We start from the raw sequence: 19,465 nt of genomic DNA on the forward strand, positions 1-19,465 counted from the left end.
TTACCCTAAGGAATTCTCCTGGATTGTCGAATTCTGCAGCGCATCACAATTTCTTAACTTAATTGAAACAACAGCGTGTTTCAGAATTTCCGCATCAGCCACAGACCTCGTCATAAATCTGTGAGAGGATATCTTTTTTTCCTGCCGGAGTTGTCATGAAGCTCACTTCCAAACTACGCCGTGACTGGCATTACTACGCCTTTGCTATTGGGCTGATCTTTATTCTTAACGGTGTCGTGGGGCTGTTGGGATTTGAAGCAAAAGGGTGGCAAACGTATGCCGTGGGTCTGGTGACCTGGGTTATCAGCTTCTGGCTGGCGGGGATGATTATCCGCCGTCGTCCTGAAGAGACGACAGCGGATGAGACGGAAACGGCGAAAACTCCCGATTAACCGTTTACGGAGCTTTTCAGGGCGCTGTCCGCAGCATGACGCTCCAGCGCCAGTTCAATCAGGCGGGTGATAAGTGCTGAGTAGCTAAGCCCGCTGGCCTGCCACAGCTTGGGATACATGCTGATGTTGGTGAAGCCCGGCAGGGTGTTGATTTCATTAATCACCACCTCGTTTTCAGGCGTCAGGAATACATCCACGCGCGCCATGCCGCTGCAGCCGAGCGTCTGATAAGCGTTAATCGCGATCGCGCGGATCTTATCGTTGATTGCCGGATCGATATTCGCAGGCACAACAACCTGGGCGCCTTTATCATCAATGTATTTGGTGTCGTAAGAGTAAAAATCACTGTTTAACACCACTTCACCGCAGGTGCTTGCCTGTGGGAAATCGTTGCCCAGCACGGCGCACTCAATTTCGCGGCCTTTGATGCCCTGCTCAACCACCACTTTATGGTCAAACTCAAACGCCAGGCTGACCGCTTGCGTGAACTGCGCTTCGCTTGTCACCTTGCTGACCCCGACGGAAGACCCCTGGTTTGCGGGTTTCACAAACAGCGGCAGGCCCAGCTGACCGGAAATCTGAGCGAAGCTGTGTTGGTCACGGTTGGCGCGGGTGAGGGTGACAAACGGCGCAATATTCAGCCCCGCATCACGCAGCAGGCGCTTGGTGACGTCTTTATCCATACAGGCAGCGGAACCCAGCACATCAGAACCGACAAACGGCAGGTTGGCCATGCGCAGCATCCCCTGCAGCGAACCATCTTCGCCAAGGGTGCCATGAACGATAGGGAAGACCACGTCAATCTGGGCGAGAGACTGCGCATTACCGGCGTCGATGAGCTGCCCTTGCACCACGCCGGGTACGGTAGCGACGCTGATTGCAGAAGGATTCAGGGCGATATGCGCCGGATCGTCAGCATTTAACAGATACTGGCTGGCATCGTTGACATGCCACTGCCCCTGTTTATCTATGCCCAGCAGCACCACGTCGAAACGGCTTTTATCGATTGCATCGACGATATTTTTGGCCGATTGCAATGAAACCTCGTGCTCCGCTGATTTTCCCCCAAAGACAATACCTACGCGCTGCTTTGCCATCTCACTCTCTTCCAGTCTGACGAAAAACCAATAACATACCACGATGCCCAGCGGGTTTCGCGGCCTTCTGCCATAATGTTGTGGGGAATGTTAAGGGGGGAGCGTGAAAGGAAAAACTCTGCTGACCGTTTTCATTATTGCGGCTGTCGCAACGGTGGGGTATCACTGGTTGCCGTCTTACTACAACCCTTTCACGCCGCTACATCTCGACGACCCGCCAGGCCGCATTACCCAGTATAAGCTTCGGAACTTAACGCCCCAGGCGTGCACGAGTCTGTTATCGCAGGCCAATCAACGCGCGCTTATCCGCACACAACCGGTCGCAGACAGCGGTGGGGAGTGTCCACTCCGTAACGTCGTCCGGGTACGTAACTTCGGTCCGGTCAGCCTGAACAGCAGTTTCCTTGCGAGCTGCCCGCTGGCGCTCAGTTCTGCCTTGTTTATCAGCCAGCAGGCCCGGCCACTCACCAGAAGCTATACGGGAAGTGAGCTGACGCGTATTGAGCATCTCGGCAGCTTTGCCTGCCGCAACATTTACCATCGCCCCGACGCGCGACGCAGTGAACATGCTACGGCAGAGGCGCTGGATATCACGGCGTTTGGGCTGGCAAACGGTGAGAGGGTCACGGTACAAAACGGCTGGAAGGCGACAAAAACGCAGCCATGGCTGAAAGGCATGCTGGCGGCGAGCTGCAGCTATTACGGTAACAGCCTGGGGCCAGAGTATAACGCTGCCCATGCCAGCCACTTTCACCTGGGGATGCGCGGTTTCGGTCTCTGCCGCTGAAGCATAATATTCCGTCAGAAAATGGATGATTTGTGACTTATTTCACAAATATGATGACTGGGAAGATAAAACACCAAAGTCGGCAAGTGCGCATCTCTGGTGCGACGTCATAACGCGTAACTTGCTAATCTGTCGGCGAATTCGCCTAAAAATGAAGACTATTTCTTTTATGGAATCCTGGAAAGTTAATCTCATCTCGGTCTGGTTCGGGTGCTTCTTTACCGGACTGGCCATCAGCCAGATATTGCCCTTCCTGCCACTGTACGTGTCGCAGCTGGGCGTTACCTCCCATGAAGCGCTCTCCATGTGGTCAGGTCTGACGTTCAGCGTCACGTTTCTGGTCTCTGCCATCGTCTCGCCGATGTGGGGGAGTCTGGCCGACCGCAAAGGGCGCAAGCTGATGCTGCTGCGCGCATCGCTGGGGATGGCGATAGCCATTCTGCTGCAGGCCTTTGCCACTAACGTATGGCAGCTCTTTTTCCTGCGAGCGGTGATGGGGCTGACGTCCGGGTATATTCCGAATGCCATGGCGCTGGTGGCCTCGCAGGTGCCCCGTGAACGCAGCGGCTGGGCGCTGAGTACGCTCTCTACTGCTCAGATAAGCGGGGTCATTGGCGGCCCGCTGCTAGGGGGCTTCCTCGCCGATCATGTGGGGTTGCGCGCGGTGTTTATCATTACGGCCATCCTGCTGGTGGTCAGTTTTCTGGTCACGCTCTTCCTCATTAAAGAGGGAGGACGCCCCGTCATCAGCAAAGCTGAACGCCTGAGTGGCAAGGCCGTCTTCGCCTCGCTGCCCTATCCGGGCCTGATGATCAGCCTGTTTGTGACCACCATGGTGATCCAGCTTTGCAACGGTTCGGTCGGCCCGATTCTGGCGCTGTTTATTAAGTCGATGGAGCCAGACAGCAATAATATTGCTTTCCTCAGCGGGATGATTGCCGCCGTCCCGGGCGTATCAGCCCTCATTTCGGCGCCACGCCTTGGAAAACTGGGCGACAGGATCGGCACGGCGCGTATCCTGATGGCCACGCTGATTTTTGCGGTGGTGCTCTTTTTCGCAATGTCGTTTGTCACTTCTCCGCTTCAGCTTGGCGTGCTGCGGTTTCTGCTGGGCTTTGCCGATGGTGCGATGTTACCCGCGGTGCAAACATTGCTGGTGAAATATTCCAGTGACCAGGTAACGGGCCGTATTTTTGGCTATAACCAGTCGTTTATGTATTTAGGTAACGTTGCCGGTCCGCTTATGGGAGCCGCTGTTTCGGCAATGGCCGGTTTCCGTTGGGTATTTGCTGCTACCGCTATTGTGGTGCTGATAAATATAATTCAACTGGCTATTGCACTGCGTCGCCGCAGACAAATGGCAGAGGCGAAGTCGGCGCGATAGTCGTTTCGTAGATGTATTATATATTCTTATGGTCGCCGCATTTTTATATAACTAAATGCGGCGTTTTTTATAGAAAAACGTTTCGCTGAAAGCCGCGAGTAATCTATTTTTCCTGCCGCATCACTTTTGCATAACATAATAAATTTCTTCTCTTTGCATAATGGATTCAGAATGCTAAGTTCAGACAAAACGGATAAGGAAATAGCACCATGAAAAATCTCATTGCTGAGTTGTTGGTCAAGCTTGCACAAAAGGAAGAAGAGTCAAAAGAGTTGGTCGCCCAGGTTGAAGCGCTGGAAATTGTGGTCACCGCGCTGCTGCGACAAATGGCGAAAAACGAACAACAGACGTTGATTGAGAACGTTGAAGGCGCGCTGGAAAGCGTCAGACCCGATTCCCAGGTGCCGGTTGAGGATGCTGAAATGCTCCGCCAGTACGTAAAAAAGCTGTTAAGGCATCCTCGCAACTAAACCATAACGGAACCTGACGGCGTGTCATAGAATTGTCATGCAGGATGCCTATAGTCGCTCTGTTTTATTTTTTATGTATTTGTACATGGAGAAAATAAATTGAAACAGAGCGCACTTTTCATCGCATTACTTCCCCTGTTAATGTCACCCGCTATTTATGCCGACAATCACAATACCAGCGTGCTGGATAATCGTGCGGCCAAAGGGGATATCACCCAGCCTGGCGGCGCGCGCCGGTTGACTGAAGATCAAACCGCCGCCATTCGCGCTTCGCTGAATGAGAAACCCGCTAAAAACATTATTCTGCTGATTGGCGACGGGATGGGCGATTCCGAAATAACGGCAGCACGAAATTATGCCGAAGGCGCGGGCGGCTTTTTTAAAGGTATCGACGCACTGCCTCTCACCGGACAATATACCCATTACGCGCTGGATAAAAAAACCGGTAAACCCGATTACGTGACGGATTCTGCTGCCTCTGCCACGGCGTGGTCCACGGGTGTGAAAACCTATAATGGTGCGCTGGGTGTGGATATTCACGAAAAAGATCACCAGACCATTCTGGAGATGGCTAAAGCGGCGGGACTGGCTACCGGCAACGTCTCTACGGCTGAACTTCAGGATGCAACGCCAGCGGCGCTGGTGGCGCATGTCACCTCGCGTAAATGCTACGGCCCGTCGGTGACCAGCGAAAAATGCCCGACTAACGCGCTGGAAAAGGGCGGCAAAGGCTCGATTACGGAACAACTGTTGAACGCACGTCCTGACGTGACGCTGGGCGGCGGGGCGAAAACCTTCGCGGAAACCGCAACGGCGGGCGAATGGCAGGGCAAAACGCTGCGTGAGCAGGCGCAGGCTCGCGGCTATCAGCTGGTGAGTGATGCATCTTCTCTGGCGGCGATTACCGAAGCAAGCCAGGATAAACCGCTGCTGGGTCTTTTCTCTGATGGCAATATGCCGGTGCGCTGGGAAGGGCCAAAAGCGTCCTACCACGGCAACATTGATAAGCCTGCCGTAACCTGTACGCCAAACCCAAAACGTACCGACAGCATCCCGACGCTGGCAGCGATGACCGATAAAGCGATCTCACTGCTGAGCAAGAGTGAAAAGGGCTTCTTCCTGCAGGTGGAAGGCGCGTCTATCGATAAACAGGATCATGCGGCTAACCCGTGCGGTCAGATTGGCGAGACGGTCGATCTGGACGAAGCAGTGCAGAAGGCACTTGAGTTCGCGAAGAAAGACGGCAATACCCTGGTGGTCGTTACCGCAGACCATGCGCACGCCAGCCAGATCATCCCAGCGGATACCAAAGCACCGGGCCTGACGCAGGCGCTGAACACCAAAGATGGCGCGGTGATGGTGTTGAGCTATGGCAACTCTGAAGAAGAGTCCATGGAGCATACCGGAACCCAGCTGCGCATCGCAGCATACGGTCCGCATGCGGCAAACGTGGTAGGGCTGACCGATCAAACGGATCTGTTCTACACCATGAAAGCGGCTTTGGGGCTGAAATAATAAAAGCCCGGCGGAAATCACATCTGCCGGGTGGTTTTTTTCCTGTCACGAACCAGACTTACAGTGAATGTTCACAAAAGGATGGTGCAATGAAAACAACATTACTGGTTACTCTGCTCTCGGGTCTGTTCCTGATCTCATCGGCGAACGCGGAAGAGAAAACATTAACGCCGCAGCAGCAACGCATGACCACCTGTAATCAACAGGCGACCGCACAGAGCCTGAAGGGCGATGCCCGTAAGACCTACATGAGCGGTTGCCTCAAAAACGGTGCCGCGAAGCCGGGTGAGAAAAGCCTGACGCCGCAGCAGCAAAAAATGCGCGAGTGTAATGCGAAAGCGACCGAACAGTCCCTGAAAGGCGACGATCGCAGCAAGTTCATGAGTGCCTGTCTGAAGAAAAACGTGTAGTCCTATCGGGTGAGTGGCCCCGGCGGCTCACCCGAAATTTCATACTTTCCCCGTAAGCCCCCTCTCTATAATTTGGGAAATATTTCAGAATATTCCCAAAAATGATGAATGATGAATCTTATTACAATATAAAGCGCATTCGGGAAGAGTGGAATATGACCCTTTCTCAGGATGACCCCCACCGTACCGGGATCCCGTTTGCCCGGCGAGCCCGGCTGGCGCGTGTTGTCGGACTGGCGGCGATGTTCTTCCCCCTCTCTGGCGTGCTGGTCACCTTTTCTGTATCCGGCGTCTGGTGGTTGTTCCTGGTGGGGTGGGCATTTATCTGGCCCCATTTCGCCTGGCAGTGGTCCTGCCGCACTGCTTCTCCTCATCAGCAGGAACATTTTAATCTGAAGATTGATGCCATTATTGCCGGGCTTTGGATCGGCATGATGGGGATCAATGCGCTACCTACGGCAGCGCTGCTGATGATGGTGGGAATGAACATGATGGGGTCCGGCGGCTGTCGGCTGTTTTTTACCGGCATGATGTTAACCCTTCTGTCTTCCCTGGTGACGCTCCCCGTTGTGGGCCGGGTGGCTGTCTTTAACCCGGAGCCTCTGGCATGGGGCTTAACGCTTCCCGTCCTGGTGTTGTATCCGATGCTATTTGCCTGGCTCAGCCATCGTACTGCCATCAGGCTTGCAGAGCATAAACGGCGGCTGGAGCTGATGAGTACCCGCGACGGCATGACCGGCGTCTTTAATCGCCGGCACTGGGAAGTGCTGCTGAGAAATGAATTTGAACACTGTCGCCGCAACCACTGCACCGCCACGATTTTGCTTATCGATATCGATCATTTTAAGAATATCAATGACACCTGGGGCCACGATGTGGGTGATGAAGCGATCATTGCCCTGACGCGGCAACTGCAGCTAACGGTGCGTTCCGGGGATGCGATAGGCCGTTTTGGCGGGGATGAGTTTGCGGTGATCATGTCCCGGACGGCGGCTGACAGTGCCATCGCCGTGATGTCACGCGTACATGAGCGGCTGGAAACGCTGTCGTTACCGTGTGCGCCCAAGGAATCTCTGCGTATTAGCGTCGGTGTCGCGCCCTGGGGACCGCAGTTTGGGCACTATCGGGAGTGGTTAAAAGCGGCCGATGTGGCGCTGTATAAAGCGAAAAATGCCGGACGCGGCCGCACCGAGGTGGCCGCCTGACGTCCGGCTCAGATAATCAGGATTTACTCAGTTTCTCTGATTTTTCCATGCATTTTGTCATCGCTTCAATAACGGCCGAACGGAAGCCGCGCTCTTCCAGCACCCGCACCGCCTCGATAGTGGTTCCGCCAGGCGAGCAGACCATATCTTTCAGTTCACCCGGATGCTTACCGGTCTCCAGCACCATTTTGGCAGAGCCCATCACGGCCTGTGCAGCGAATTTATACGCCTGCGCTCGTGGCATACCGCCAAGCACCGCAGCGTCGGCCATCGCTTCTAAAAACATAAAGACATACGCAGGCGCTGAACCGCTCACTCCCACTACCGGATGGATCATAGACTCGGCAATGACTTCCGCTTCACCGAAGCAGCGGAAGATGTTCAGGACATCCGCCACGTCTTCCGACGTCACCAGCGCGTTAGGCGTGACGGAGGTCATGCCGGCGTTGACCAGTGACGGGGTATTCGGCATAGCGCGTACGATTTTACGGTCATGACCCAGCGCGCGCGCCAGCTGATCGAGCGTGACGCCCGCGGCAATCGATACGACCAGTGTCTCTTTGTTCAGGCTGGTGGTGATGTCGCTCAGCACTTTGATCATGATGTTCGGCTTGACGGCGCCAAAGACAATATCGGCTACCTGAGCCACTTCCTGGGCGCTTTCGGCTGCGTTGATCCCGTATCGATCGCGTAACGCGGCGACGTTGTCCGGTGATGGGGTGTAGACCCAAATCTGACCCGGCAGCACCTGTCCGCTGGCGATCAGGCCACCCAGGATGGCTTTGCCCATGTTACCGCAGCCGATAAACCCGATTTTCTTATCCATCACGATTCTCCGTCATTATGCGTTGTTTTCTCTGATTGATAGCTTAACAACGAAATGCAGGCGACAATAGTCGGCAGAATCATTATGGGGAGACAATATGGCGATTTGGGTTGATGCGGACGCGTGTCCGAATGTGATTAAAGAGATTTTATTCCGCGCGGCCGAGCGCGTGCAGATGCCGCTTACGCTGGTGGCGAACCAGAATATTCGCGTACCGCCTTCCCGATTTATTCGCGCGTTGCGGGTTCCGGCTGGCTTTGACGTGGCGGATAACGAGATTGTGCGTCTGTGTAGCCCCGAGGATCTGGTGATCACGGCGGATATCCCGCTGGCCGCGGAAGTAATTGAAAAGGGAGCGGCGGCGCTGAACCCGAGAGGGGAGCGTTATTCGCCGGCGACCATTCGTGAAAGACTCACCATGCGTGATTTTATGGATACGCTTCGCGCCAGCGGCGTGCAAACCGGCGGGCCAGACAGCCTGTCCCAGCGCGATCGCCAGCAGTTCGCCGCAGAGCTTGATAAGTGGCTGCTCGAAGTCAAGCGTCGCACTGCGTAATGATAACCATTGTCACTTTGTGGTACAGTATGGCCTCCGCAGGGTTGTCATCCCGTACCGCTTTGCAGTAAAGTAAACGCAACATCTTCTGCAATTATTTCTTTACGCTCTTCGGCCATCCGGCATCAAGGGGAACACCTGGTTATGACCCAACCCATCTTTTTAGTTGGCCCCCGCGGCTGTGGGAAAACCACCGTTGGCCTGGAACTGGCACGCGCGTGCGATCGTCAGTTTGTTGATACCGACCACTGGCTGCAAACCGAAGCCGGGAAAAGCATCGCGGAAATCGTTGAGCAAGAGGGGTGGGAGAGCTTTCGCGCCCGTGAAACGGCCGCGCTGAAGGCGGTCACCACGCCGTCTGCTGTTATCGCAACCGGTGGCGGCATTGTTCTCGCCGAGTGTAACCGTCGCTTTATGCGCGAAAAAGGGATTGTCATCTACCTCAGCGCACCCGTTTCGGCCCTGGTAGGGCGGCTGGAAGCATTTCCGGAAGAGGGACAACGTCCTGCGCTGACCTCCCGGCCGCTCAGCGAAGAGGTGAGCGAAGTGCTGGCCGAACGCGATGCGTTATACCGCGAAGCGGCACACCACGTTGTGGATGCTTCCGCTTCACCCGAGGATGTGGTAATTCAGATTATTACCGCCCTGCGTTTGGCTTGTGCCAGCTAAGCGGCGTCTATACTTATAGCTCAGACATAAAAAAAGGATGAGCTATGCCAACCAGACCTCCCTATCCACGTGAAGCACGCATCGTTACCGTTGAAAAAGGTAATGGCGATCAAACCGTCACCTGGTATCAGCTGCGTGCCGATCACCCCAAACCAGACTCTCTGATCAGTGAACATGAAACTGAACAGGAAGCGCTGGATGCCAAACGGCGCTACGAAGATCCTGATAAGTCGTGAATGAATTCCTAAAGGGCTAAATACCGTGCCTGAATCACACTTTTTACTCATCGCAAATGTTAAGCAGGAGTTAATATTTAGTTATTACAGGTAACTCCGTAATGGGCAGGCGATCTTTACATTTCGCGATGGGGATCACCTGCTACGCTTGGTGCTGTTTTGTTGAAAAAACGAACTGTGCAGCGTAGTGAGCCTGTACCTGTGTGAAAGATTTAGCGGTAATGGAAGGCGATGAAGATGAAGGCGACGTTGGCGATCCTCACTATTGGTGTGGTCCCTGTAAGCGAAGTGTTACCGCTCTTAACCGAGCATGTATCTGAACAACAGATAACGCATCTAAGCCTGCTGGGGAAGATGAGTCGGGAAGAGGTCATGGAAGACTACGCTGTAGAGGCGGGGGAGGATCCCCTGGCGACGTTATTAAGTGACGGTAAACTGGCGCATGTTTCGCGTCAGAAAATCGAGCGCTCGCTGCAGAGCGTAATAGAAGTGCTCGATAATCAAGGCTATGACGTTATTTTACTGATGAGTACTGCACCTGTTAAGGGACTCATCGCCCGTAATGCGATTTTGCTGGAGCCGATGCGGATCATTCCGCCGCTGGTGGCCTCCATTGTTGACGGGCATCAGGTGGGGGTCATTGTTCCCATTGAAGAGCTCATGGACAACCAGACGGCAAAATGGCACGTACTCGAAAAAATGCCTTTGTATGCGCTGGCCAATCCCTTCTGGGACAGCGAGGCCGCGCTGATTGAGGCAGGACGGGAACTGCTGGAGAGAGGGGCCGATGTGTTGATTCTGGACTGCCTTGGATTCCACCAGCACCACCGTGATTTACTGCAAAAGGCGCTGGATGTTCCGGTGCTGTTGTCCAATGTTCTGATGGCCCGGCTGGCCGCAGAGCTGTTGATCTAATGATTTTGCGTGACAGGTGATGATCATGGCCCCTATAGTGAATTTTTATCTAAAAATATAAGGGCCAGTTCATGCTTCAAAGTAACGAATACTTTTCCGGTAAAGTGAAATCCATTGGTTTTACCAGCAGCAGCACTGGCCGCGCCAGTGTTGGCGTTATGGCTGAAGGGGAATACACCTTTGGTACAGCCGAAGCTGAAGAGATGACGGTGATCAGCGGTGCGCTCAACGTCTTACTGCCGGGGGAAACAGAATGGAAAGTTTACTCTGCCGGACAAGCGTTCAACGTCCCTGGCCACAGCGAATTCCATCTGCAGGTTGCTGAACCGACCTCTTATCTGTGCCGCTACCTGAAATAAAACGTTTTATTCCCTCTCCCTGCCGGGAGAGGGTCACTGCAGGCATTACCGCTGCGCTTCGCCGCCGAGGCCTTCCACCAGATTCTGAATTAACGCTGCCAGCTCTCCGGTCATCAGGATAAAGTCCGCGTCAAAGCGCTGGGCGTAATCTTCACGATCGATATCTTCGTTCTGATCGCGCAGCTCATCGCAGAATTTCAGACGCTTCACCGAGCCGTCATCGCACATCACAAACTGAATACGCTGCTGCCAGTCGAGTGCCAGTTTGGTCACCACTTTGCCCGCTTCAATGTGTACGGCGATTTCGTCGCTCACCAGATCCTGCTTTTTCGCGCGGATCACGCCGCCATCTTCGAGCAGGGCTTTGAGCTCAGCTTCATCAAGGATCTGGAAGCCCTGGGCCGCTGTACCGCTGCGCACCCATTCGGTCAGGGTCAGTTCAATCGGCGTTTCCAGCGCCAGCGGAACGACCGGTAACGATCCGATGCTTTTGCGCAGCAGGGCCAGCGTATCTTCCGCTTTTTTGGCGCTGGCGCAGTCCACCATGATCAGCCCGTTAACGGTATCGATCCACATCATTGTCTGGCTGAAACGGCTAAAGGCGCGCGGCAGCAGAGAGTGCAGAACTTCGTCTTTCAGCGAATCTTTTTCGGTTTTTTTCAGCTTGCGACCCTGTTCGGCTTCAAGCTTGAAAATTTTCGCTTCGAGCGCCTGCTTGACCACCGGCGTGGGCAGAATTTTTTCTTCTTTGCGGGCGCAGACGATGATTTGACCCGTGCTGCTGGCGTGGGTCAATGCATCGCTTTGTGAACCCATTGGAGGAACCCAACCGGTTTTGGCCATATCCTGGCTACCGCAAGGGGAAAAGCTATAAGCGGCTAACTGTTTTTCCATCTCTTCTGCACGCAGCGAAACGTCGCGGCTGAGACGGTAAACCATCAAATTTTTGAACCACAGCATGATAATTTCCACGGCCTTGTCGTTAAATCAGCGGGCATGATAACGAATTGTCGCATCGCTTGCATTGCTAATCGGGAAGCGGGCTTCTACTCTGTTGATAATCAAAATAATGAGGAGTGTCTTGTGCGTATTGGGATTGATTTGGGCGGCACCAAAACAGAAGTCATCGCACTGAGCGAGCAGGGGGAGCAACTGTTCCGCCACCGTCTGCCTACGCCGCGCGATGATTATCACCAGACTATCGAGACGATTGCCCGGCTGGTCGACATGGCTGAGCAGGCGACAGGGCAGACCGGCACCGTTGGGATGGGGATCCCGGGCTCAATCTCGCCCTATACCGGGGTGGTTAAAAATGCCAACTCCACCTGGCTCAACGGTCAGCCTTTTGATAAAGATTTAAGTCAGCGCCTGAACCGGGAAGTGCGTCTGGCAAATGACGCCAACTGTCTGGCCGTCTCCGAAGCCATTGACGGTGCCGCCGCAGGGGCCCAGACCGTTTTTGCGGTCATTATCGGGACCGGCTGTGGCGCAGGCGTGGCCCTGGGCGGGCGTGCCCATATTGGCGGCAACGGTACGGCGGGCGAGTGGGGACATAACCCCTTGCCGTGGATGGATGACGATGAACTTAAATACCGCGCCGAGGTGCCGTGCTATTGCGGCAAGCAGGGCTGTATTGAGACGTTTATCTCCGGCACCGGTTTTGCCACCGATTACCACCGCCTGAGTGGCCAGCCACTCAAGGGAAACGAGATTATGCGCCGGGTCGGGGAACACGATCCGGTGGCTGAGCTGGCTCTCAGCCGCTATGAAATGCGGCTGGCGAAATCCCTGGCGCACGTGGTGAATATCCTTGACCCTGACGTGATTGTGCTCGGCGGCGGGATGAGCAACGTCGACCGTTTATATGCCACGGTGCCGAATCTGGTGAAGCAGTGGGTCTTCGGGGGTGAGTGTGAAACCCCGATCCGCAAAGCGGTGCACGGGGACTCCAGCGGCGTGCGCGGCGCCGCGTGGCTCTGGCCGCTATAGCCATTCTCCCTCTCCCTACGTGAGAGGGGGCGGGATGAGGGGGCCCTCATGCAGGGCACCCTCACTCCACCGCAAACACCTTATCCAGCTTGCTATACCCCAGCCCGTTAATCTTCTTCACTTTGATCTGCACCGGGATCCGCTCTTTCATCGCCTCGACGTGGCTAATCACGCCAATGGTTTTCCCGGTGGCGTTCAGCGCGTCGAGCGCATCCAGGGCGGTATCCAGCGTTTCGCTGTCGAGCGTGCCGAAGCCTTCATCCAGGAACAGCGAATCGATGCGTGTCTTGTGGCTCACCAGATCGGAAAGCGCCAGCGCCAGTGCCAGGCTAACAAGGAAGCTTTCGCCGCCGGAGAGGGTACGGGTATCGCGCACCGCGTCCGCCTGCCAGGTATCCACTACTTCGAGTTCCAGCGCATCGCTAACCTTGCGCTGCAGCAAATAGCGCCCGTGCAGGCGATTTAGCTGCTGGTTGGCAAGCCAGACCAGATTATCCAGCGTGAGCCCCTGGGCAAACTTACGGAACTTGTCGCCGGTGCTGGAACCTATCAGCGAATTCAGATAGCTCCAGTCATCGGCCAGCCGCGCGGCCTCTTCAATATGCTGCATGAGCGCCAGCTGGTGCTGACGGTTATCGCTGTCCTGTTTAAGCTGCTGGCGGATTTCACCCTGATGAGTGGTGTTCTCCCGAAGCTGTTGCCCGAGTTGCTGTAGCTGCAACTGCAGGGTTGGCGCATCGAGTTCCAGCCCTTCCGGTCGCTGCGTCTGATGAGCCTGCAGCTGCTGGTTTGCCTGTGCGAACAGCGCGGTTGCCTGCTGAAGCTGGTTTTCCAGGGTCTGCTTACGGTGTTCAAGACGGCGGATGGTCTCTTCATCAAGCAGTGCAGCCAGAAAGGCCTCCCGATCGGCGAAGCAGCTTGCGGTCAATGCGGCGGTAAAATGCGTCGTGGCGTGCTGCAGTCGCTCGCTTTCGAGGCTTTCCTGCTGTTGCAATGTGGCAAGCTGGCTCTGAAGAGAAACGCATTCGTCGTGCGTTTCGCGCCAGTTATCAGGAATGGCCGGTTCGGTTTCTGTGTCGTTTGTGGCGGGCAGGGTGTCGAGCAGCGGCATCAGAGCCGTCATGCGCTCCTGCATGACGCCATGCTGAGTCTGTTTTTCCTGCCACTGTGCGAACTCGGTTTCTCGTTCGTTCAGCCAGGCAGCCTCTGTGCCTTCTTCCGGGACGTTGAGTGACAGCGTCAGCAGGGTCGTTTCCAGCGCCTGGCGCGTGGCCGTCAGCTGCTGTTGATACTGACGCGCCTGCGCGTCCTGTTCATTCAGCTGTTGCTGCAGCGTCAGACGCTGGCTCAGCTGGTAAAGCTGACGCTCATACTGCTCTTGTTCGTTCATCCACGGGGCAATATCTTCCTGAATATTCAGAGTGATATTCAGGGACGCGCAAACGGATTGCCACTCTTTAGTGAGCGCTTGCTCCTCCTGAGAGAGCGTCTGAGCGTCGTCTGTCTCACGCTGGATCTGCCGGGTCAGGGCATTCACCTGGCCGAGAACTAACAATCCTTCCTCTTTAAGCGCAGCGACCTCTTTGGCTAACTGGTCGCGACGCTGCTGGTTGGCACTCAGCTCCAGCGCCTGATAGGCAGTGACCGCCGGGTGCGAGGTTGAGCCGCACAGCGGGCAGGGCTGTCCCGCCTGCAGCTGCGCACGCTCTGCCTCCAGACTTTTAATCTTCTCTTCCTGTCTGCAGAGCGTTTCAAGATCCAGATAATGTTGGTTTTTCTCTTTGTACTGCTGGCGACGCAGCGTCAGCGTTTCATTGAGTTTTACCTGCTCTGCCTGGGCTTTCTGCAGGCTTTCACCGTTCTGGCGCAGACGCTGTTGCAGCGGCAGATAACGGGCCTGAAGCGACATCAGCCGCTGGCGGAAAGTCCGTGACTGAGCCTGTTGCTCCATCGCCACGCTGACCTCGTCAGCCGTGAGCGTCAGGGCGTTTTCCGGCATCTCTGCCAGCTTCTGGCGTAATTCAGCAATGCGCGTGGAAAGCGTGGCGATCTGATGTTTATCGCGATTCAGCTGTGCAAAATGGGCGCGCCAGCCTGCTATTTCCTGCCCCCACTGACGATAACGCTCGTGCTCTGCCAGCCACTGTGCCAGCGCCGTAAGGTCGGTCTGCAGTTGTGCATGGCTACGCTGGGCCGTATTACGGATACGCGAGCGCAGCGCGGTTTTTGCTTGTAAGCGAGCATTTACTTCAACAATGCGTTGCTTCGTTTGCCCCAGTCGGGTGGTTTGCTCTTGCTGGCTGTCCCACAGTGGTCGCAGCTGGGCGGCGGGGTGAGCAAGCTGGAGCGTTGCCAGCTCGGGCGCAGCCTCGGTCAGTGCCTGTTGCGCCTGTTGCTGTAAGGTGGCAACGCGCTGCTGCTCACGTATAAGCTCGTCATTGCGCGTAAGCCACTGAAAATCTTTCTGTTGATTCTGCTGTTGCGCCAGCAGCGTTTTCTCTTCGTCAGTAAGTGCCTGCAAACTTTGCTGTAACTGCTGCTGTTGTTCTTCACTCAACAACACGACGCCTGCAGCCTGTGCTTCATACACCTCAAGGGCGTTACGCGCGGCTTTGTGTTTCTCAAACACCATGGCGGAAATCTGACCGTAGATCTCGGTTCCGGTCAGTTCTTCCAGCAGTTCGGCGCGGTCGGAAGGTCTGGCATTGAGGAAGGCGGCAAATTGCCCCTGAGAGAGCAGCATTGAGCGGGTAAAACGGCCATAATCCAGCCCGGTGAGGGCGGCCGTTTGTTCCAGTTTATCCGACACTTTGTCGGCCAGAATTTTACCGTCCTCACAGCGTGCCAGCTCGACGCGTGGGGCCTGAAGATTACCGTCGGGCTGATTTCGCGCGCGGTTCTGACTCCAGAAAGCGCGATAGGCAATACCTCTGACTTCAAACTCAACTTCGGCAAGGCATTCGGCCGTGTCGCGCGTCATCAAATCGTTTTGTGCCTGGGAGACTTTCTGCAGGCGCGGCGTTTCGTGATACAGCGCCAGACAAATGGCGTCGAGCAGGGTCGTTTTCCCTGCGCCGGTAGCCCCGGTAATCGCAAACAGTCCGTTGCTGGCAAACGGCTCCGCGGTAAAATCGATTTTCCACTCACCCTTCAGTGAGTTGAGATTTTTCAGACGCAGGCTGAGGATTTTCATGCGTTTTCTTCCTCATCGTTCAGGGCATGCAGGGTGTGCGTAAACAGCTCGTTCAGCCGTGCGCGTTTCGCGTCGTCAATCTCCTCGTGGGAGAGCCGGCGTTCAAAAACCTCTTCCACCCTGAGCTCGCTGAGCGTTTCGCGCTGAGCGCCGAGCAGAATTTTCTCGCGCTGCTCGCGGCTGCGGCGCACCAGCAGCACCTCTACCGGCAGGTCTTCCGTGAGTACCTGAATTTTACGCTGCATATCATGCAGGTAGTCGCCGCTGGCGATCTCAATATCCAGCCAGACCGGCGGGTTTTGTTCCACGCCGCGCCACTGTTCAAGCTGGGCGGTGATGGCGTCCAGATCGCCTTTCAGCACCGCCAGCGGCTGGGTGACGGGCACTTCCAGCGTGTCAACGGCGCTGAGCTTGCCGCCGCTAAAGCTGACCAGATGGACACTTTTGGCTTTGCCGGTCTCATCAAAACTCAGCGAGATGGGCGAGCCGCAGTAGCGAATGTGCTCGCAGCCGCCGATAACCTGCGCCCGGTGGATATGCCCGAGGGCAATATAATCCGCGGGCGGGAAGTTTTGTGCCGGGAAAGCATCTAGCGTGCCAATATAAATGTCACGTACCGCGTCGCTTTTGCTGGCCCCAACGGTGGTGAGGTGCCCGGTGGCAATCACCGGAATCGCCTGTTCGCCGCGAAGGGCACAGGCCTGGGCATGCTGCTGGTGGTAATAGTCGGTGATGGCCTGCAGCAAATGCTGCTGTTTTTCAGCGCCGGAAAGCCCCGCCTGGCTTTGGACAATATCGCGCGGGCGTAAAAATGGGATCGGACACAGTACCGCACCCGGCGTCCCGTCGCGCTTTTTCAGGATCTGCGGCGCATGTCCTGCGCTGGCCACCACGGTAGTATTGAGGAACGCCAGAATATCGCGGGATTCATTTAACGTTGCGACGGAATCATGGTTGCCTGCAACAATCACCAGATGACAGCCCGTTTGCTGCAGATTGACGACAAAACGGTTATACAACTCGCGCGCATAGCTGGGGGGCGAGCCGGTATCGAAGATGTCACCCGCCACAATAATGGCGTCCACCTCATGAGAGCGGGCCGTATCCAGCAGCCAGTTCAGGAACGCTTCGTGTTCAGCCGCCCGGCTTTTGCTGTAAAAATTTTGACCCAGATGCCAGTCAGAGGTGTGTAGTATGCGCATTGCTGATCCGTGGCGAAAAAGAGAAAGCAGGATTATAAACTGTCAGGGAACAGAAAATAACCGCTGTAATAAAACAACAGTTTGCCCTTTATAGTGGTACTGTTTTTCATAAATCTGTCATAAATCTGACGCATAATGACGCCGCATTACAAACTTGTAACTTAAATAAGATAAAACAGGGCAAAGTATGGCGAGACGTATTCTGGTCGTAGAAGATGAAGCTCCGATTCGTGAAATGGTGTGCTTCGTGCTCGAGCAAAATGGCTTCCAGCCGGTTGAGGCGGAAGATTATGACAGCGCGGTGAACCAGCTGAATGAACCCTGGCCCGATCTGATTCTGCTCGACTGGATGTTGCCTGGCGGCTCCGGGCTGCAGTTTATCAAACACCTGAAACGTGAAGCGCTAACCCGCGACATACCGGTTGTGATGCTCACGGCGCGCGGTGAAGAAGAGGATCGCGTACGCGGTCTGGAAACGGGGGCGGACGATTACATTACCAAACCATTCTCACCGAAAGAGCTGGTTGCCCGCATTAAAGCCGTGATGCGCCGCATTTCACCGATGGCGGTGGAAGAGGTGATTGAGATGCAGGGACTGAGCCTTGACCCTACCTCACACCGCGTCATGACCGGTGAAAATCCCCTCGATATGGGGCCTACCGAATTTAAACTTCTGCATTTCTTTATGACTCACCCGGAGCGCGTATACAGCCGCGAACAGTTGCTGAATAACGTCTGGGGAACTAACGTGTATGTCGAAGACCGGACGGTTGACGTACATATCCGCCGCCTGCGAAAAGCGCTGGAACTGAGCGGCCACGATCGCATGGTGCAGACGGTCCGCGGCACGGGTTATCGTTTTTCAACCCGTTTCTGAACAATGACAGGAGTGTGACGCGTGCTGGAACGTCTGTCATGGAAAAGGCTCGTCTTTGAACTGATCTTATGCTGTATTCCGGCCTTCATTCTGGGGGCCTTTCTTGGATATTTGCCGTGGTTTCTGCTGGCGTCGGTTACCGGGCTTCTGATCTGGCATTTCTGGAACCTGCTGCGCCTCTCGTGGTGGCTATGGGTTGACCGAAGTATGACGCCTCCGCCGGGAAGCGGAAGCTGGGAGCCGCTGCTGTACGGTCTGCACCAGATGCAGATGCGTAACAAAAAGCGGCGTCGGGAGCTGGGAAGCCTGATCAAACGCTTCCGTAGCGGCGCTGAGTCGCTGCCGGATGCTGTCATTCTGACGACCGAAGAAGGGACGATCTTCTGGTGTAACGGCCTCGCGCAACAGCTGCTGGGCCTGCGTTGGCCGGACGATAATGGCCAGAACATCCTCAACCTTCTGCGTTATCCCGAGTTCACGCTGTACCTGAAAAAGCGTGATTTTACCCGCCCCCACAACCTGAAGCTCAATAATGGGCGCCATCTGGAAATCCGTGTGATGCCTTACAGCGACCAGCAGTGGCTGATGGTTGCCCGTGATGTCACCCAGATGCACCAGCTGGAAGGGGCGCGACGCAACTTCTTTGCCAACGTCAGCCACGAATTACGCACTCCGCTGACGGTGCTTCAGGGGTACCTGGAGATGATGCAGGAGCAAACGCTGGAAGGCGCGCCGCGCGAGAAAGCGTTGCATACGATGCGTGAACAAACGCACCGTATGGAAGGGCTGGTGAAACAGCTGCTGACGCTCTCGAAAATTGAGGCCGCCCCCTCGCTGGCATTGAATGACACCATTGATGTTCCGATGATGCTGCGGGTGGTGGAGCGCGAAGCGCAGACGTTAAGCCATAAAATGCATCAGCTGACCTTCGAGGTCGACAACACGCTCAAGGTGCTTGGCAGCGAAGATGAGCTGCGCAGCGCCATTTCCAATCTGGTGTATAACGCGGTGAATCATACGCCTGCGGGGACGGATATCGTGGTGCGCTGGCAGCACACGCCAACGGGCGCTGAGTTCAGCGTAGAGGATAACGGGCCGGGGATCGCACCTGAACACATCCCGCGTCTGACCGAGCGCTTCTACCGGGTGGATAAAGCACGCTCACGGCAGACCGGCGGCAGCGGTCTGGGGCTGGCTATTGTGAAACACGCGGTGAATCATCATGAAAGCCGTCTCGATATTCAAAGCACGCTGGGTAAGGGAACCCGCTTCAGTTTCGTTATCCCGGAACGATTAATTGCCAAAAAGATCGCCTGACGACAGGCGTGTCAGTTTACCTTTCCACGGGCCAGCGTTTGCTGGCCCGTTTGCTTTGCAGTCAAG

General features: G+C 55.4%; 20 protein-coding genes. 15 read left to right on the forward strand and 5 right to left on the reverse strand.

Features of this window, described 5'->3' with window-relative positions:
• The first annotated feature begins 155 nt into the window (after positions 1-155).
• The gene (locus tag HV242_RS04440) at positions 156-392 is read left to right on the forward strand and encodes a DUF2754 family protein (protein WP_025205000.1); all 237 of its coding nucleotides are present in this window, start codon (positions 156-158) and stop codon (positions 390-392) included.
• On the opposite strand, the gene ddlA is transcribed toward HV242_RS04440, so the two are convergent.
• On the reverse strand, positions 389-1,489 hold the full coding sequence (ddlA, locus tag HV242_RS04445; RefSeq protein WP_020885244.1) for a D-alanine--D-alanine ligase: 1,101 nt from the start codon (positions 1,487-1,489) through the stop codon (positions 389-391). The genes HV242_RS04440 and ddlA overlap by 4 nt on opposite strands.
• Before the next feature lie 103 nt (positions 1,490-1,592).
• Here ddlA and HV242_RS04450 point away from each other — a divergent pair, with 103 nt between their 5' ends.
• From HV242_RS04450 to adrA, 6 genes are all read left to right on the forward strand, one after another.
• Positions 1,593-2,276: an extensin-like domain-containing protein gene (locus HV242_RS04450; protein WP_047355631.1), complete on the forward strand. Its 684-nt coding sequence runs from the start codon at positions 1,593-1,595 to the stop codon at positions 2,274-2,276.
• 169 nt (positions 2,277-2,445) lie between these two features.
• Positions 2,446-3,660 carry a multidrug efflux MFS transporter gene (locus tag HV242_RS04455; protein WP_025204998.1) on the forward strand — a complete coding sequence of 405 codons (1,215 nt, stop codon included), beginning with the start codon at positions 2,446-2,448 and terminating at the stop codon, positions 3,658-3,660.
• A 209-nt stretch (positions 3,661-3,869) separates the two neighbouring features.
• Positions 3,870-4,130, forward strand: coding sequence for an anti-adapter protein IraP (gene iraP, locus HV242_RS04460; protein WP_014168818.1), 261 nt, complete (start codon positions 3,870-3,872; stop codon positions 4,128-4,130).
• Positions 4,131-4,229: 99 nt separating this feature from the next.
• Positions 4,230-5,645 carry an alkaline phosphatase gene (phoA, locus tag HV242_RS04465; RefSeq protein ID WP_020885241.1) on the forward strand — a complete coding sequence of 472 codons (1,416 nt, stop codon included), beginning with the start codon at positions 4,230-4,232 and terminating at the stop codon, positions 5,643-5,645.
• 89 nt (positions 5,646-5,734) lie between these two features.
• A complete protein-coding gene (psiF, locus tag HV242_RS04470) occupies positions 5,735-6,055 on the forward strand; it encodes a phosphate starvation-inducible protein PsiF (protein ID WP_014168820.1) in 321 nt (106 codons plus the stop codon).
• Between the two features lie 101 nt (positions 6,056-6,156).
• Positions 6,157-7,260 carry a diguanylate cyclase AdrA gene (gene adrA, locus HV242_RS04475; protein WP_047355632.1) on the forward strand — a complete coding sequence of 368 codons (1,104 nt, stop codon included), beginning with the start codon at positions 6,157-6,159 and terminating at the stop codon, positions 7,258-7,260.
• Between the two features lie 16 nt (positions 7,261-7,276).
• Here adrA and proC read toward each other — a convergent pair whose 3' ends face one another.
• Complete coding sequence (proC, locus tag HV242_RS04480) at positions 7,277-8,086, reverse strand: pyrroline-5-carboxylate reductase (protein ID WP_020885239.1); 810 nt, start codon at positions 8,084-8,086, stop codon at positions 7,277-7,279.
• A 97-nt stretch (positions 8,087-8,183) separates the two neighbouring features.
• Here proC and HV242_RS04485 point away from each other — a divergent pair, with 97 nt between their 5' ends.
• From HV242_RS04485 to ppnP, 5 genes are all read left to right on the forward strand, one after another.
• Positions 8,184-8,642 (forward strand): YaiI/YqxD family protein, encoded by a 459-nt coding sequence (locus HV242_RS04485; protein WP_014168823.1) that lies wholly within the window; start codon positions 8,184-8,186, stop codon positions 8,640-8,642.
• Positions 8,643-8,786: 144 nt separating this feature from the next.
• Positions 8,787-9,311: a shikimate kinase AroL gene (gene aroL, locus HV242_RS04490; RefSeq protein ID WP_020885238.1), complete on the forward strand. Its 525-nt coding sequence runs from the start codon at positions 8,787-8,789 to the stop codon at positions 9,309-9,311.
• A gap of 44 nt (positions 9,312-9,355) precedes the next feature.
• Positions 9,356-9,547: a protein YaiA gene (gene yaiA, locus HV242_RS04495; protein WP_013095817.1), complete on the forward strand. Its 192-nt coding sequence runs from the start codon at positions 9,356-9,358 to the stop codon at positions 9,545-9,547.
• Between the two features lie 237 nt (positions 9,548-9,784).
• Positions 9,785-10,462 (forward strand): AroM family protein, encoded by a 678-nt coding sequence (locus tag HV242_RS04500; RefSeq protein WP_025204994.1) that lies wholly within the window; start codon positions 9,785-9,787, stop codon positions 10,460-10,462.
• A gap of 71 nt (positions 10,463-10,533) precedes the next feature.
• Complete coding sequence (gene ppnP / locus HV242_RS04505) at positions 10,534-10,821, forward strand: pyrimidine/purine nucleoside phosphorylase (RefSeq protein ID WP_014168827.1); 288 nt, start codon at positions 10,534-10,536, stop codon at positions 10,819-10,821.
• Positions 10,822-10,866: 45 nt separating this feature from the next.
• Here the strand turns inward: ppnP and rdgC are convergent, their stop codons facing one another.
• A complete protein-coding gene (gene rdgC / locus HV242_RS04510) occupies positions 10,867-11,781 on the reverse strand; it encodes a recombination-associated protein RdgC (RefSeq protein ID WP_014882739.1) in 915 nt (304 codons plus the stop codon).
• 123 nt (positions 11,782-11,904) lie between these two features.
• On the opposite strand from rdgC, the gene mak reads away from it, so the two are divergent.
• Entirely contained in the window at positions 11,905-12,810 is a 906-nt protein-coding gene (gene mak / locus HV242_RS04515) for a fructokinase (RefSeq protein ID WP_025204991.1), read from the forward strand.
• 61 nt (positions 12,811-12,871) lie between these two features.
• Here mak and sbcC read toward each other — a convergent pair whose 3' ends face one another.
• Together sbcC and sbcD are read right to left on the reverse strand one after the other, a co-directional pair.
• Positions 12,872-16,003 carry an exonuclease subunit SbcC gene (gene sbcC / locus HV242_RS04520; RefSeq protein WP_050737465.1) on the reverse strand — a complete coding sequence of 1,044 codons (3,132 nt, stop codon included), beginning with the start codon at positions 16,001-16,003 and terminating at the stop codon, positions 12,872-12,874.
• Positions 16,000-17,205, reverse strand: coding sequence for an exonuclease subunit SbcD (sbcD, locus tag HV242_RS04525; protein WP_050737464.1), 1,206 nt, complete (start codon positions 17,203-17,205; stop codon positions 16,000-16,002). Before sbcD ends, sbcC begins: the two co-directional genes overlap by 4 nt.
• A gap of 187 nt (positions 17,206-17,392) precedes the next feature.
• Between sbcD and phoB the strand changes: the two genes are divergently transcribed.
• Both phoB and phoR read left to right on the forward strand, forming a co-directional pair.
• Positions 17,393-18,082, forward strand: coding sequence for a phosphate response regulator transcription factor PhoB (gene phoB / locus HV242_RS04530; RefSeq protein ID WP_008503265.1), 690 nt, complete (start codon positions 17,393-17,395; stop codon positions 18,080-18,082).
• A 21-nt stretch (positions 18,083-18,103) separates the two neighbouring features.
• Complete coding sequence (gene phoR, locus HV242_RS04535; protein ID WP_014168833.1) at positions 18,104-19,399, forward strand: phosphate regulon sensor histidine kinase PhoR; 1,296 nt, start codon at positions 18,104-18,106, stop codon at positions 19,397-19,399.
• Positions 19,400-19,465: the final 66 nt, after the last annotated feature.

The organism is Enterobacter sp. RHBSTW-00593, assembly GCF_013784105.1.
Lineage (GTDB): Bacteria > Pseudomonadota > Gammaproteobacteria > Enterobacterales > Enterobacteriaceae > Enterobacter > Enterobacter ludwigii.

What these genes read in the sequence shown, in the direction of transcription:
- HV242_RS04500 (WP_025204994.1), top strand. Translation starts at nt 9,785, where the DNA reads ATGAAGGCGACGTTGGCGATCCTCACTATTGGTGTGGTCCCTGTAAGC.
- ddlA (WP_020885244.1), bottom strand. Translation starts at nt 1,489, where the DNA reads ATGGCAAAGCAGCGCGTAGGTATTGTCTTTGGGGGAAAATCAGCGGAG.
- rdgC (WP_014882739.1), bottom strand. Translation starts at nt 11,781, where the DNA reads ATGCTGTGGTTCAAAAATTTGATGGTTTACCGTCTCAGCCGCGACGTT.
- aroL (WP_020885238.1), top strand. Translation starts at nt 8,787, where the DNA reads ATGACCCAACCCATCTTTTTAGTTGGCCCCCGCGGCTGTGGGAAAACC.
- ppnP (WP_014168827.1), top strand. Translation starts at nt 10,534, where the DNA reads ATGCTTCAAAGTAACGAATACTTTTCCGGTAAAGTGAAATCCATTGGT.
- proC (WP_020885239.1), bottom strand. Translation starts at nt 8,086, where the DNA reads ATGGATAAGAAAATCGGGTTTATCGGCTGCGGTAACATGGGCAAAGCC.
- phoB (WP_008503265.1), top strand. Translation starts at nt 17,393, where the DNA reads ATGGCGAGACGTATTCTGGTCGTAGAAGATGAAGCTCCGATTCGTGAA.
- HV242_RS04440 (WP_025205000.1), top strand. Translation starts at nt 156, where the DNA reads ATGAAGCTCACTTCCAAACTACGCCGTGACTGGCATTACTACGCCTTT.
- iraP (WP_014168818.1), top strand. Translation starts at nt 3,870, where the DNA reads ATGAAAAATCTCATTGCTGAGTTGTTGGTCAAGCTTGCACAAAAGGAA.
- psiF (WP_014168820.1), top strand. Translation starts at nt 5,735, where the DNA reads ATGAAAACAACATTACTGGTTACTCTGCTCTCGGGTCTGTTCCTGATC.
- sbcC (WP_050737465.1), bottom strand. Translation starts at nt 16,003, where the DNA reads ATGAAAATCCTCAGCCTGCGTCTGAAAAATCTCAACTCACTGAAGGGT.
- HV242_RS04455 (WP_025204998.1), top strand. Translation starts at nt 2,446, where the DNA reads ATGGAATCCTGGAAAGTTAATCTCATCTCGGTCTGGTTCGGGTGCTTC.
- sbcD (WP_050737464.1), bottom strand. Translation starts at nt 17,205, where the DNA reads ATGCGCATACTACACACCTCTGACTGGCATCTGGGTCAAAATTTTTAC.
- adrA (WP_047355632.1), top strand. Translation starts at nt 6,157, where the DNA reads ATGATGAATGATGAATCTTATTACAATATAAAGCGCATTCGGGAAGAG.
- HV242_RS04485 (WP_014168823.1), top strand. Translation starts at nt 8,184, where the DNA reads ATGGCGATTTGGGTTGATGCGGACGCGTGTCCGAATGTGATTAAAGAG.
- yaiA (WP_013095817.1), top strand. Translation starts at nt 9,356, where the DNA reads ATGCCAACCAGACCTCCCTATCCACGTGAAGCACGCATCGTTACCGTT.